The following is a 12,412-nucleotide window of genomic DNA, read 5'->3' on the forward strand; positions in this document are numbered from 1 at the left end:
CGGGAGGCACCATGGCCATCCACAAGCGGTCCGCAAGGTACGGCCGGTACACCGGCGGTCCGGACCCGCTGGCCCCGCCGGTTGACCTGGCGGAGGCGCTCGAAGCCGTCGCCCAGGACGTGATGGAAGGCTACTCGCCCCGCCATGCCCTGCAGGAGTTCCTGCGGCGCGGCGGCCGGAACCGCGACGGACTGGACGATCTCGCCCGGCGCGTCCAGCAGCGGCGCCGTGATCTGCTCAGCCGCCACCGGCTGGACGGCACCCTGGATGAAGTGAAGAAACTCCTGGACACCGCCATCCTGGAGGAGCGCAAGCAGCTGGCACGGGACGCCATGATGGACAACACCGAACGCGCCTTCCGCGAGATGCAGCTGCAGAACCTGCCGCCCTCCACAGCGGCGGCCGTCAACGAGCTTGCGTCCTACGACTGGCAGTCAAGCGCGGCCAGGGAAGCGTACGACCGGATCAAGGACCTGCTGGGCCGGGAGGTCCTGGAACAGCGGTTCGCCGGCATGAAGCAGGCTCTGGAAAGCGCCACTGATGAGGACCGCGAGGCAGTCAACGAAATGCTCCGGGACCTCAATGAGCTGCTGGGCAAACACCGGCGGGGCGAGGACACGGAAGCCGATTTCCAGGAGTTCATGGCCAGGCACGGCCAGTTCTTTCCGGAGAATCCGCAATCGGTCGAGGAACTGGTGGATGCCCTGGCGCAACGGGCCGCCGCAGCCCAGCGGCTCCTGCAGTCCATGTCCCCGGAACAGCGTGAGGAGCTGATGCGGTTGTCGGCCCAGGCCTTCGGCTCTCCTGAGCTGATGGCCCAGCTCAGCGAGCTCGACGCCACCCTGCAGGCGCTGCGTCCCGGGGAGGACTGGACGGGATCGGAACGCTTCGAAGGACAGGAAGGCCTGGGGCTGGGTGACGGGACAGGTGTCCTGCAGGACATCGCCGAGCTTGACGAACTGTCTGAGCAACTGTCCCAGTCCTACAACGGCTCCCGGCTTGATGACCTGGACCTTGATGCCCTTGCCCGCCAGCTGGGCGAGAACGCAGCCGTGAGTGCGCGCACGCTTGCCGAGATCGAGCGCGCCATGCAGGACGGCGGCTACCTGCGGCGCGGTGCCGACGGCGACCTGCGGCTGTCACCGCAGGCAATGCGCAGGCTGGGGAAATCACTGCTGCGGGACACCGCCAGGCAGCTCTCCGGGCGCCAGGGGAACCGTGACACCAGGGTGGCCGGGGCCGCCGGGGAACAAACGGGTTCCAGCCGCCAATGGGAGTTCGGGGACGCCGAGCCCTGGGACGTTACCCGCACCATGACCAACGCCATCCGGCGCACCATGGCCGACGGCGGCGATCCGGCCCGCGGACTGCGGCTCGCCGTCGGCGACATCGAAGTGAGCGAGACCGAGGCCCGTACCCAGGCCGCCGTTGTCCTGCTGGTGGACGTTTCCTTCTCCATGGCTGCCGAGGGGCGGTGGGTTCCCATGAAGCGGACCGCGCTGGCACTGCACCACCTGGTCTCCACCCGGTTCCGCGGCGACAGGCTGCAGCTGATCACATTCGGCCGCTACGCGCAGTCAATGGACATCGGGGAACTCACGGCCCTGCCGGCCCTCCGCGAACAGGGCACCAACCTGCACCACGGCCTGCTGCTGGCGGGGCGCTTTTTCCGCCGGCACCCCTCCATGCAGCCCGTGCTGCTGGTGGTCACCGACGGCGAACCGACGGCGCACCTGCTGCCGGACGGGGACTCCTGGTTCAACTGGCCGCCGGACGCCGGGACCATCCGCGCCACCGTTGCCGAACTGGACCGGCTTGGCCGTTCGGGCGTCCAGACCACGTTCTTCCGCCTGGGCAACGACCCCGGCCTGGAGCGCTTCATCCGGCGGATGGCGCAGCGCGTTGACGGCAGGGTCGTGGCGCCGGAGGTGGGGGACCTGGGTGCCGCGGTGGTGGGGGAGTACCTCCGGGCGCACGTCCGCAGCGCCTACGCCGACGGCGACTGGTTCTGACCGGTTCTGCGGTCCGGGCTGGTCCGTGAGTCCGGGTCACTGGTCCCTTGCCGGGCTTCGCGGGCGGGAATACCATGGCCGCCATGAGCCAGTTGATGGTGGACATGATCATCACCCTGGACGGCTTCGCCTCGGGCGAGGGATGGCCTGGCTGGTGGGGCCTGGAAGGTCCTGAATATCTGGCCTGGCTGCAGCAGGAGGCCGGAGGGGACCGTACCTACCTGATGGGGGCCAACACCTACCGCCTCATGTCGGGGATGTCGGAAGATGCTGCCGCCGGGGGCACGGGATATTCGCCGGACGAAAGCACCTCCCTGACGGGTCTTGCCGCCGTTCCCAAAGTGGTGTTCTCCTCCAGCCTGGCCGCACCCCTCCGCTGGCCGAACTCCGAACTGGTGGCCGGGGACGCGGTCGAGGCCGTCCGGCAGATGAAGCGGACCCACGACGAACTCTTAAGCACCCTCGGCAGCCTCAGCCTCTGCCGTTCCCTGGTGGCAGCGGGTCTAGTGGACCGGTTCCGGCTGGTCGTCTTCCCCCTGATCACCGGGCGTACCGGACGTGAACGCATCTATGACGGCTATCCGGACGTCGCCCTGGAAATGGTGGACAGCAGGATTTTCGACGGACGCCTGCAGCTGCTCGAGTACATCCCCCGCGTCATCGACCGCCCGCCGCTCACCGGCGAACCGTAAAACCCTCGGCAACTGCCAGCCGCTGCTGCCCAGGTAGCCGATTCCGTGTCAGGATCAAGGTATGCCCCGGCGACTCATGCTGCTCGATACTGCCTCCCTGTACTTCCGCGCCTTTTACGGCCTGCCGGACAGCATCCGCCGCCCGGACGGAACGCCGGTCAACGCGGTCCGCGGGTTGCTGGACATGATCGCCAGGCTCAGCACCGACTACCATGCCACCCACCTCGTGGCCTGCTGGGACGACGACTGGCGGCCGCAGTGGCGGGTGGACCTGATCCCCACCTACAAGGCCCACCGGGTGGCCGAGGCAGTTTCCGGCGGCGCCGACATCGAGGTGGTTCCGGAGGGCCTCCAGGCGCAGCTGCCGATGATCCGCCGCGTGCTGGAGCTGGCCGGCATCGCCATTGTGGGCGCGGCACACCACGAGGCCGACGACGTCGTTGGCACCTATGCGAGCCATGCCGGCTTCCCGGTGGACGTGGTCACGGGTGACCGCGACCTCTTCCAGGTGTGCGACGACGAACGGGCTGTCCGGGTGATTTACACCGCCCGCGGCATGAAGAACCTCGAAGTCATCACGGAAGAAACCGTGGTGGCCAAATACAAGGTGCTGCCCCAGCAGTATGCCGACTACGCCACACTCCGCGGAGACGCCTCCGACGGCCTGCCCGGAGTGGCGGGCATCGGCGAGAAGACGGCAGCGTCGCTGCTGCTGAAGTACGGAACCCTCGAAGGGTTGCTGGCGGCTGCTGACGAGCCGGGCACGGGCGTGTCGGCACCTGTCCGGGCCAAGCTCTCCGCTGCCTCCGCGTACCTGGAAGCAGCCCCCGCCGTCGTACGCCTGGTGCGGAACCTGGAGCTTCCCACCCTGGACCAGGCGGGCGCCCGCCTGCAGCCCGTCACGGGCGACCGGCGCGCGGAACTGGAGCAGCTGGGCGGCGAGTGGAACCTGGGCGGCTCGGTCCGCCGGCTGCTGGCCGCGCTCGACCTGCGGCCTTAACCGGGGCTGTCCCGACCGGCCAGTGCTGGTTACGTCCTTCTGTTGCGTCAAACAAGGACACGTCAGCGTCCCTGAAGCCACGCGCCGATGACGCCGGAAGTACGGGCATGACAATTCGTTTCGCCGCGGGTCGGTGCGTTTCAGGCGGCTTGAATGAGCCGATTTGCTGATGGTTTGGTGAGGTAACGATCGAGATGAGAGGCCATTTCCATGACAGTCACTTCAGATCTTGCTCCGCGCCGGCTCCGGGACATTTTCGGCACGTTTGCCAGCGGCCTGACCATCATTACGGGTTCCACCCCCGATGGGCCCACCGGGTTCACCTGCCAGTCCTTCGCATCCCTTTCGTTGGAGCCGGCGCTGGTCACCTTCAGCCCGGCGCGGACATCGACCACCTGGCCTGCACTGAGAAGGGCCGGGTCCTTCACCATCAACATCCTTCCGGCCGAACACCAGCACCTCGCGGGCCAGTTCGCGCGCTCGGGGACGGACAAGTTCGCCGGCGTCAGCCACGCATCCTCGCCCCTGGGGAACCCGGTGCTGGATGACGCGCTCGCCTGGCTGGACTGCGAACTCCATGCAGAATACGACGGCGGCGACCACACCATTGCGGTGGCTGCCGTGCGGCACCTCAGTGCCCGGAACGACGCCGAACCCCTGCTGTTCTTCAAGGGCCGGTATGCAGGACTCGCCCCCGCGGAGCGCCTGCTCGAAGCGGCCGGCTGACTGGCGCGCCCAATCCACCGGGCATTGCCGATGCCCCGGGACCCCGCCTCCGTGCCCTTGCTTTAGCTCCATCCAGTAGTAAGCTTGCTGAGCATTACTAGTAAGCTTGCTGATTAAATGGGATGGGAGCAGGAGCTATGGGCGCAATTTTCGGTACGGCCCTGTCACTGGTGCTGACCGTTGGCGGTGCGGCGGTGGCGGCAGAACGCGGCCCGGGAGCCGCGCAGCACTATCTGGCCGGGCACGTGCTCCTCGGAGTGGGGATCGGCCTGTTGTTCGCCACCGGACTGCGCATCGGCATCCGGCATCTCCTGGCCCGGCCAGGATCCCAGCGGCGGAGCGCTCCCGTGGCACCCCCGGCGGCGGAGCTCGCCTCCGTGACTGTACTCCCCGTCCGGACCGCCTCCGCAGTCCCGCTGCGGGGCAGGCATGCCGCTTGAGGCGCAGGCACCGGCGGACCCGGTGCTGACTCCTGAGCAACGCGCCTCGCATCCCGCACCCCGGCGTCGCCGCGGAGTCCGTGCCCTGATGCTCCTGTGCTGCGCCGTCGTTGCGGCGGCGCTGGTTGCCGGCGCCTCCGGCATCCGTTCCGGGGATGCAGATGAAAACGTCCTGCGCGGGTTCCAGATCCGGGTGCTGAGTATCAGCCAGGCCGCCGCCGAGAACAGGATGGATGGGGCGCTGGCTGCCCTGCAGGCCCTCGAGAAGGACCTGGGCGATGCGGCAGCAAATGGCCGGCTTTCGGCATCGCGGTACCGGAGCATCGAGAATGCACTGTCGGTGGTCCGGACAGATCTCGCCACGCAGGTGGCAGCAGCGTCCGCGGCAGCATCCCCTGACACAGCGCCGGGCGCCGTTTCGGCAGACCCTGCCCTTGCCGGCACCGGGCCGAACCAAGCCGCTCCCGTGGAACCCGCCGTTCCGGCCGTCGCTCCGGCGCCGGTCCCGGCAGACTCCGCTCCGCAGGCCCCCGGGCCGGAGCATCAGGACCCCGCGAAGGAAGCCAAAGGCAAGGGCAAAGGCCAGGGCAAGCCCTGACCGCAGCGGCAAACAGCTCCCCGGCCAAGGGAGAATGGATGGATGAATCCTCCTGAGGGCCGCCCCGCCGCCGACGCCTTCGACCTCCGCGCGATCGGTGCCGGACTCGCCTTCGAAGGATCCCTTTCCGCTTTGCGGGAGGCACTGGGAAGTGATGGTATCCCGGGTGCCGCCGTTGTGCAGGCACCGCCGGGAACGGGAAAAACCACCCTCGTACCGCCCCTGCTGGCGAACCTCCACGGCCGGCGGGGCCGCGTTGTCGTCACCCAGCCGCGGCGGGTTGCCGCCCGTGCCGCCGCCCGGCGCCTTTCTGCGCTCGACCGCAGCCGGATGGCTGGCCGCGTGGGCTACACCGTCCGCGGGGAACGCCAGGCGGGCCCGGACACCCTGATTGAGTTCGTCACCCCGGGCATCCTGTTGCGACGCCTGCTGGCAGATCCCGGGCTGGAGGGCACTGCCGCCGTCGTCCTGGATGAAGTGCACGAGCGGGGACTGGAAACAGACCTCCTGGTCGGCATGCTCGCTGAGGTCCGTGCGCTGTGCGGCGACCTCGCCGTCGTCGCCATGTCCGCAACCCTGGACGCGCCCCGGTTCGCAGCCCTGCTGGGGGATGACGAGGGCGCCGGGCCCGCACCCGTCGTCGACTGCCCCTCCGTCAACCATCCACTGGACGTGCAGTGGCTCCCGGCGCCCGCCGCCCGGCTGGACGCGAGGGGAGTGGCGCGCACCTTCCTGGATTATGTGGCCACGGCAGCCGCGGACGCCCATGAACGTGCCGTTGCGGCCGACGGGTCCGTGGACGCGCTCGTGTTCCTGCCAGGGGCCAGGGAGGTCTCGCACGTTGCAGCGGTCCTGCGCAGCCGGCTGGGCAGCAGTGTTGACGTGCTGGAACTTCACGGCCAGGTGGGGACAGCCGAGCAGGACAGGGCAGTGGCGGGGCGTGGTCCCGGGGACCTCCCGCGGATCATCGTCTCGACCGATCTTGCCGAGTCCTCCCTGACAGTGCCCGGCGTCCGGCTGGTCATAGACTCCGGACTGGCCCGGGAACCGCGGCGGGACGCAGGCCGCGGCATGAGCGGGCTGGTTACCGTGTCCTGTTCCAGGGCGTCAGCCGACCAGCGGGCCGGGCGTGCCGCACGGCAAGGCCCGGGGACGGTGGTCCGCTGCTACTCGCAGCACGCATATGGTGCCGCTCCCGCCCACGTGACGCCGGAAATCAAGGTGGCGGACCTGACCGGCGCCGCCCTGACCCTTGCCTGCTGGGGCGCGCCCCGGGGGAAGGGGATTGCCTTGCCGGACGCACCGCCCGGCCAGGCAATGGATGACGCCGTTGAGGTGCTCCGGGAGTTGGGCGCAGTGTCCGGTGACGGCCACGTGACTGCAACGGGCCGCGCCCTTGCCGGCATCCCCGCCGATCCACGGCTTGCCCGGGCATTGCTCGACGGCGGCACCTCCACCGGACACCGGTTCGCCGCCGGGGTGGTAGCCGCGCTCTCCGGGGACCACCGCGCACCCGGAGCGGACCTGACCCGCCTGCTGGCCCAGCTCAAAGCCGACACAGGCCCGGCCGGAAGGCGCTGGGCGGACGAGTCCAGGCGGCTGGGCGCCCTGGCGGGTCGGCAACAGGACGGCGCCACGGCCCCTCCCGCCATCCCTGCCGCTGGAAACGAAGCTGCGGGCGCCGTCGTCGCGCTCGCCTTTCCCGACCGCGTGGCCCGCCGCGTGCCCGGCAGCGACGGCGCCGGACAGTACCTGCTGACGTCCGGGACCAGGGCGGGGCTGCCGGCAGGCAGCACGTTGTCAGGCCACGAGTGGCTGGCCGTGGCCGACGTGTCCCGCGCCGAGGGAAGGGACGCGGCCGGTACGGGCGCCGTGATCCGCGCCGCAGCCCCCATCACCCTTGGCATTGCCGAAGCGGCGGCGTCCCACCTGCTGTCCGACAGTGTGGACGCGGAATTCAGCGGCGGCCGGCTGAGCGCGCGCAGGACCAGGCGGCTGGGAGCGGTCGTACTCTCCGCAACCCCCGTGCGCCCCACCGCCGAACAGGGCAGGAGGGCCGTGCAAGCCGCGCTGCGGTCAAGCGGCCTTGCCGCCCTTTCGTGGTCGACGGCGGCGGCCTCCTTGCGGCGCCGCCTCGCCTTCCTGCACCGCGAGGTGGGGGCGCCGTGGCCTGATGTGTCGGACGGGGCGTTGCTTGGGCGGCTGGAAGAGTGGCTGGGGCCCGAGCTGGAAGACCTGGCGGCCGGGAAGCCGGTCACCTCAATCGACCTGGCCCACCCCCTGCGCCGGCTGCTGCCCTGGCCCGAAGCGGCCCGGCTGGACGAGCTTGCGCCGGAAAACCTGGAGGTCCCCAGCGGCTCCCGCGTCAGGATCGACTACCCGGAACCAGGTGGGGACTCCGCCGCGCCCGTGGTGGCGGTGAAACTGCAGGAGTGTTTCGGGCTGGTTGAATCCCCGCGCCTGGCGGGCGGCCGTGTCCCGGTCCTGTTCCACCTGCTGTCCCCGGCCCGCAGGCCGCTGGCGGTCACCGGCGACCTCACATCGTTCTGGTCCGGCCCGTACACCCAGGTGCGCGCCGAAATGCGGGGCCGCTACCCCAGGCATCCCTGGCCGGAGGACCCCTGGTCGGCTCCCGCCACGGCACGGACCAACAAGCGGAACTGAAACCACGTCCGATTCTTTCCGGCCGGGGAAGGCTGCGTGAGAACTCCGATACACAGCCGAAACGTCGCGTCGACGTGCTGAAACATGCCTTCCCTACGCTCTTAAGTACGCGGACAACGTGGTCCGCATTCCCCTACGGAAGGACACACCATGTTTCTCTTGAACAGCCTCAACCTCCTGCTGGACGGCCGACGCAGTGAGGCCGGCGGGTCCCGCAACACCGACACCGGCACGTTCCCGGAAGGCCGGCTCACCTCCGCCGCCTGGGAAGGCTGGTGGCACGAGGACGCTGCCTAGCAGCGTCAGCCGTGCCCGGCGATGAACTCCGCCACCGGAAGCGCCAGCGACGCACCCACCTCATCGGCGGGGCGCTTGTTTCCCGCCACGGCAAAGGAGTGGTCACCGCCCTCCACCCACTGCAGGACCGCGTTGGATCCGATCCGGGCCACGACGCCCGCCAGGATGTCGGGCGTGGCAAACGTGTCGCGCGTTCCCTGCAGGAACAGCATCGGCGCCGTGATCCCGTACAGGTGCTCATCCCGGAGTTTCTCCGGCTTGCCGGGGGCATGCAGCGGGTAGCCGAGGTACACCAGGCCTGTGGCCTCCATGCCGTCGGCAACGGCCATGGACGCCATCCTGCCGCCGAACGACTTGCCCGCCGCCCAGACGGGGCCGCTGCCGCCGTTGGCCTCCGCCTGGGCGCGGGCTGTGTCCATGGCGGCCCGCCAGGCAGCGATGGCAGCCGGAGGGCGGTCTGGGAACTTCCGCCCTGCCTCCAGGTACGGGAAATTGAAGCGCAGGGTGGCCAGGCCCAGCCCGTTCAGGGCGTCGCTGAAGCCGCGGAGGAACGGATGGTCCTTGCCGGCACCGGCACCATGCGCCACCACCACAGTGGCGGTGGGCTTCCCGGGACGGGCGTAGACGGCGGAAAACGAGGCGTCACCGACGGCGACCATGAGCTGCTGATCGGATGAGGGCATGGCTCCATCATGCCGGAGGCCGGCGGATATGCCGGTGTCTGCCGGCGGCCGGGTGTACGTTGTCCCCATGGCGAGCGAACAGACCACCATCACTGTCCCGGGTCCCAACGGCGGGCGCGAAATGCGCATCTCCAGCCCCAGCCGCGTCCTCTGGCCGGACCTGGGCCTGACCAAGCTGGACCTCGCCAGGTATATCTGCGACGTGGGGGAGGCATTCATCGCCGCCAACGGGGACCGGCCCGTGTCCCTCCAGCGGTACTCGGACAACATCGAAGGCGAAATGTTCTTCTCAAAGAACCCGCCAAAAGGCACGCCGGACTTCGTCAGGTCCGTCAAGGTGGTGTATCCGAGCGCCAGGTCCCACCCCCAGCTGGTCCTTGACGAACCGGCAGCTGCCGTCTGGGCCGTACAGATGAACACCGTGGTCTTCCACCCCTGGCCCTCCCGGGCGGAGAACACGGACAACCCGGACCAGCTGCGGATCGACCTTGACCCGCAGCCGGGCACGGACTTCGACGACGCCGTTCCCGCCGCCTTGGTGCTGAAGGACGTCCTCGCCGAGGCCGGCCTCACCTGCTTCATCAAAACGTCCGGCAACCGCGGGCTGCACGTTTACGCACCCGTCGAACCAACACGCGAATTCCTGGACGTCCGGCACGCGGTCATCGCCGCGGCCCGGGAAGTGGAGCGCCGGATCCCGGACAAAGTAACCACGGCGTGGTGGAAGGAAGAACGCGGCCAACGGGTGTTCCTGGACTTCAACCAGGCCAACCGCGACCGCACCATCGCCGGCGCCTACAGCCCGCGGGCCCTGCCGCACGCCCCCGTGTCCTGCCCCATCACCTGGGAGGAACTGGAACACGCGGATCCAAAGAACTTCACCATCCTCACGGTTCCGGAACGGTTGAAGACGGTGGGAGACCCCTGGGCTGGCTTCAACGCCAAGCCCGGGACCATCGACACGCTGCTGGAATGGTGGGACCGCGACTGCAAAGCCGGCCTGGGGGAGATGCCCTTCCCGCCGGACTACCCCAAGATGCCGGGCGAACCGCCCCGGGTCCAGCCCAGCCGGGCGAAAAAGCAGACTGACGCCAACAACGACTGAACTGCGCCCTCCAAAACGGGGCACTTTGGCACGGACACGCCGGCCGCCCTCGGAAAATACGACGGCGGCGCCGCCAAAGTGCCCCGGGACCGCAGGTGCGGCCCGGGTTACTTCGAAGCAGGTTTATTCGAAGCGGGACGGGTCGCCCATGCCACGCCGGACCACCTCGGCCACCCCGCTGGAGAAATCAATAACGGTGGTGGGCTCTGCCCCGCAGTCCCCGGCGTCGATCACGGCATCCACCTGGTGGTCCAGCCGCTCCTTGATTTCCCAGCCCACGGTCAGCGGCTCTTCCTCGTCCGGCAGCAGCAGCGTGCTGGACAGCAGCGGCTCGCCCAGTTCGGCGAGCAGCGCCTGGACCACGCGGTTGTCCGGAATCCGCACGCCCACCGTCTTCTTCTTGGGGTGGAGCAGGCGCTTGGGAACCTCCTTGGTGGCGGGCAGGATGAAGGTGTAGCTGCCCGGGGTAACGGACTTGATGCTGCGGAACACGTCGTTGCCGATGTTCACAAACTGGCCCAGCTGCGCGAAATCGCGGCAGACCAGCGTGAAGTGGTGCTTGTCGTCCAGGTGCCGGATGCTCCTGATCCGGTCCAGCGCCTCCCGGTTGCCCATCTGCGCCCCCAGCGCGTAGCAGGAATCCGTGGGGTAGGCGATCAGGCCGCCGTCGCGGATTATGTTCACTGCCTGCGCGATGGCGCGCGGCTGGGGGTCCTGGGGATGCACATCAAAGAATCGGGCCATGCCCCGAGCCTACGTTCCCGCGGCCCGCGCCGCACCCTTTCCTGCGGGATATGCCTCGACACGGAAACAGTTTCGTCCCCTGACATTCAAACCCCGGAACACGGGATGAACAGGGGAGACTTCCCCTACCGGGTGGCGGCCGGATAGGGCAGGATGTTGTCTGCCCGCGTTCCGGCCGAAGCAGTTCCGGCCCCTGTGAAGGAGAACCTGCCATGCCAACAATCCTCAATCCCTACATAAGTTTCCGGGACAATGCCCGTGAGGCACTGAACTTCTACCAGCAGGTGTTCGGCGGCGAGCTGACACTCAGCACTTTTGGTGACTTCCAGGCCAGCGAGGATCCTGCGGAAGCGGAAAAGATCATGCACGGCATGCTGACCACCACCCAGGGCCTGGTCCTCATGGGCGCTGATACCCCCAACAGCATGGAGTACCACCCGGGTTCCGCCATCTCCATCTCGCTCAGCGGCGATGATGAAGTGGAGCTTCGCGGCTACTACGAGCAGCTCAGCGGCGATGGCGGCGCGGTGACTGTCCCCATGGAAAAGTCGCCGTGGGGTGACATCTTCGGCATGTGCACCGACCGGTACGGAGTCGCCTGGCTGGTCAACGTCAACGCATCGCAGGCCACGCCGGCACCCTGAGGACCCTGAGGACGTGGAGGGGGAGTGCCGGCCGGCCAGCCTGCATGGATCTGCCCCTGCGCCTTGAGGCCGGGCCCCCGGGCTGGGAGGATTGATGCGTGAGGCCCCTCATGGAGTTCCTGTACGACAAGTGGTGGATGGTGTTTCCACTGATGGCGGTGGCCGGCCGCTGGGCAGGCGGCTGGCGGCGTGCCGGCGAGCGCCGGTACCGGCGCCGGGTCGAACTGTACAAACTCCAGAACCAGGACAAACTCCAGAACCAGGCACGCGAAGCTGACAGGGCGTCGGTGGCCGACGTGAAGTCGCTCATGGCCACCCACGATGCCACCAACCGGCGATGGCTTGACTATGAGCTCGACGTGGGCAAGCTCATTGACTTTCCCCTCATGACGGACGTCCGGGAACCCCTCACGGTCGCCTTCCTGCGCGCCAAACGCGAAGCCGACGGCCTGCGGCCACCCTCTGCCGAAGACCTGACATCAGTGGCCGGCCTTGACGCCTACCGGCAGGCCGTGAACAACTTCGTGGTGGCCCTGGATGTGGCCGAGCGCGAAGCCATACGGATCAGGGACAGCAAGTTCAGCGGCCCCGAACGCGAACGGCTTGCCGTGGCACGGAAACTGCTCATGATTGCCGAGAACCATGCGGCTACCCCGGCCGAACGGCAGTCTGCCTACAAGCGGGCCCGGCGTGAGCTGGACGGGCTCATCGTCCTGCCGGACGTCACAGTGGCGGCCCTTGAGGGCAGAATCGCGCCGCCGCTGGATGCAGGTCCCAGGCCGCCGCAGTTCCACCAGGGCTGAAGCC

At 68.7% G+C, this 12,412-nt stretch carries 13 protein-coding genes; 11 read left to right on the forward strand and 2 right to left on the reverse strand.

Going from position 1 to position 12,412, the window contains the following annotated elements:
- The first annotated feature begins 11 nt into the window (after positions 1–11).
- The 8 genes from ACEN9K_RS11145 (at position 12) to ACEN9K_RS11180 (ending at position 8,429) form a co-directional block, all read left to right on the forward strand.
- Complete coding sequence (locus ACEN9K_RS11145) at positions 12–2,012, forward strand: vWA domain-containing protein (RefSeq protein ID WP_018770994.1); 2,001 nt, start codon at positions 12–14, stop codon at positions 2,010–2,012.
- Between the two features lie 74 nt (positions 2,013–2,086).
- Positions 2,087–2,704, forward strand: coding sequence for a dihydrofolate reductase family protein (locus ACEN9K_RS11150; RefSeq protein WP_018770993.1), 618 nt, complete (start codon positions 2,087–2,089; stop codon positions 2,702–2,704).
- Positions 2,705–2,765: 61 nt separating this feature from the next.
- Positions 2,766–3,704: a 5'-3' exonuclease gene (locus ACEN9K_RS11155; RefSeq protein ID WP_495634422.1), complete on the forward strand. Its 939-nt coding sequence runs from the start codon at positions 2,766–2,768 to the stop codon at positions 3,702–3,704.
- A gap of 210 nt (positions 3,705–3,914) precedes the next feature.
- On the forward strand, positions 3,915–4,430 hold the full coding sequence (locus ACEN9K_RS11160) for a flavin reductase family protein (protein ID WP_018770991.1): 516 nt from the start codon (positions 3,915–3,917) through the stop codon (positions 4,428–4,430).
- A gap of 137 nt (positions 4,431–4,567) precedes the next feature.
- Positions 4,568–4,870 (forward strand): hypothetical protein, encoded by a 303-nt coding sequence (locus ACEN9K_RS11165; RefSeq protein WP_056390189.1) that lies wholly within the window; start codon positions 4,568–4,570, stop codon positions 4,868–4,870.
- Positions 4,860–5,468 carry a hypothetical protein gene (locus ACEN9K_RS11170; RefSeq protein WP_495634423.1) on the forward strand — a complete coding sequence of 203 codons (609 nt, stop codon included), beginning with the start codon at positions 4,860–4,862 and terminating at the stop codon, positions 5,466–5,468. Before ACEN9K_RS11165 ends, ACEN9K_RS11170 begins: the two co-directional genes overlap by 11 nt.
- 42 nt (positions 5,469–5,510) lie before the next feature.
- Positions 5,511–8,132: an ATP-dependent helicase HrpB gene (gene hrpB / locus ACEN9K_RS11175; RefSeq protein WP_495634424.1), complete on the forward strand. Its 2,622-nt coding sequence runs from the start codon at positions 5,511–5,513 to the stop codon at positions 8,130–8,132.
- A 150-nt stretch (positions 8,133–8,282) separates the two neighbouring features.
- A complete protein-coding gene (locus ACEN9K_RS11180) occupies positions 8,283–8,429 on the forward strand; it encodes a hypothetical protein (RefSeq protein ID WP_018770987.1) in 147 nt (48 codons plus the stop codon).
- A 5-nt stretch (positions 8,430–8,434) separates the two neighbouring features.
- Here the strand turns inward: ACEN9K_RS11180 and ACEN9K_RS11185 are convergent, their stop codons facing one another.
- The gene (locus ACEN9K_RS11185; protein WP_056390198.1) at positions 8,435–9,112 is read right to left on the reverse strand and encodes an alpha/beta hydrolase family protein; all 678 of its coding nucleotides are present in this window, start codon (positions 9,110–9,112) and stop codon (positions 8,435–8,437) included.
- A 67-nt stretch (positions 9,113–9,179) separates the two neighbouring features.
- Here ACEN9K_RS11185 and ligD point away from each other — a divergent pair, with 67 nt between their 5' ends.
- On the forward strand, positions 9,180–10,217 hold the full coding sequence (gene ligD / locus ACEN9K_RS11190) for a non-homologous end-joining DNA ligase (RefSeq protein WP_495634425.1): 1,038 nt from the start codon (positions 9,180–9,182) through the stop codon (positions 10,215–10,217).
- Between the two features lie 123 nt (positions 10,218–10,340).
- Here the strand turns inward: ligD and ACEN9K_RS11195 are convergent, their stop codons facing one another.
- Positions 10,341–10,961 carry an L-threonylcarbamoyladenylate synthase gene (locus ACEN9K_RS11195; RefSeq protein ID WP_134165378.1) on the reverse strand — a complete coding sequence of 207 codons (621 nt, stop codon included), beginning with the start codon at positions 10,959–10,961 and terminating at the stop codon, positions 10,341–10,343.
- A 212-nt stretch (positions 10,962–11,173) separates the two neighbouring features.
- Between ACEN9K_RS11195 and ACEN9K_RS11200 the strand changes: the two genes are divergently transcribed.
- Both ACEN9K_RS11200 and ACEN9K_RS11205 read left to right on the forward strand, forming a co-directional pair.
- Positions 11,174–11,605 carry a VOC family protein gene (locus ACEN9K_RS11200; RefSeq protein ID WP_134165377.1) on the forward strand — a complete coding sequence of 144 codons (432 nt, stop codon included), beginning with the start codon at positions 11,174–11,176 and terminating at the stop codon, positions 11,603–11,605.
- A 98-nt stretch (positions 11,606–11,703) separates the two neighbouring features.
- Positions 11,704–12,408 carry a hypothetical protein gene (locus tag ACEN9K_RS11205; RefSeq protein ID WP_268003109.1) on the forward strand — a complete coding sequence of 235 codons (705 nt, stop codon included), beginning with the start codon at positions 11,704–11,706 and terminating at the stop codon, positions 12,406–12,408.
- The last annotated feature ends 4 nt before the right edge of the window (positions 12,409–12,412 follow it).

The sequence above is a fragment of the Pseudarthrobacter sp. Pseusp20 genome (genome assembly GCF_059492155.1).

What these genes read in the sequence shown, in the direction of transcription:
- ACEN9K_RS11155 (WP_495634422.1), top strand. Translation starts at nt 2,766, where the DNA reads ATGCCCCGGCGACTCATGCTGCTCGATACTGCCTCCCTGTACTTCCGC.
- ACEN9K_RS11160 (WP_018770991.1), top strand. Translation starts at nt 3,915, where the DNA reads ATGACAGTCACTTCAGATCTTGCTCCGCGCCGGCTCCGGGACATTTTC.
- ACEN9K_RS11195 (WP_134165378.1), bottom strand. Translation starts at nt 10,961, where the DNA reads ATGGCCCGATTCTTTGATGTGCATCCCCAGGACCCCCAGCCGCGCGCC.
- ACEN9K_RS11150 (WP_018770993.1), top strand. Translation starts at nt 2,087, where the DNA reads ATGGCCGCCATGAGCCAGTTGATGGTGGACATGATCATCACCCTGGAC.
- ACEN9K_RS11165 (WP_056390189.1), top strand. Translation starts at nt 4,568, where the DNA reads ATGGGCGCAATTTTCGGTACGGCCCTGTCACTGGTGCTGACCGTTGGC.
- ACEN9K_RS11170 (WP_495634423.1), top strand. Translation starts at nt 4,860, where the DNA reads ATGCCGCTTGAGGCGCAGGCACCGGCGGACCCGGTGCTGACTCCTGAG.
- ACEN9K_RS11145 (WP_018770994.1), top strand. Translation starts at nt 12, where the DNA reads ATGGCCATCCACAAGCGGTCCGCAAGGTACGGCCGGTACACCGGCGGT.
- hrpB (WP_495634424.1), top strand. Translation starts at nt 5,511, where the DNA reads ATGAATCCTCCTGAGGGCCGCCCCGCCGCCGACGCCTTCGACCTCCGC.
- ligD (WP_495634425.1), top strand. Translation starts at nt 9,180, where the DNA reads ATGGCGAGCGAACAGACCACCATCACTGTCCCGGGTCCCAACGGCGGG.
- ACEN9K_RS11180 (WP_018770987.1), top strand. Translation starts at nt 8,283, where the DNA reads ATGTTTCTCTTGAACAGCCTCAACCTCCTGCTGGACGGCCGACGCAGT.
- ACEN9K_RS11185 (WP_056390198.1), bottom strand. Translation starts at nt 9,112, where the DNA reads ATGCCCTCATCCGATCAGCAGCTCATGGTCGCCGTCGGTGACGCCTCG.
- ACEN9K_RS11200 (WP_134165377.1), top strand. Translation starts at nt 11,174, where the DNA reads ATGCCAACAATCCTCAATCCCTACATAAGTTTCCGGGACAATGCCCGT.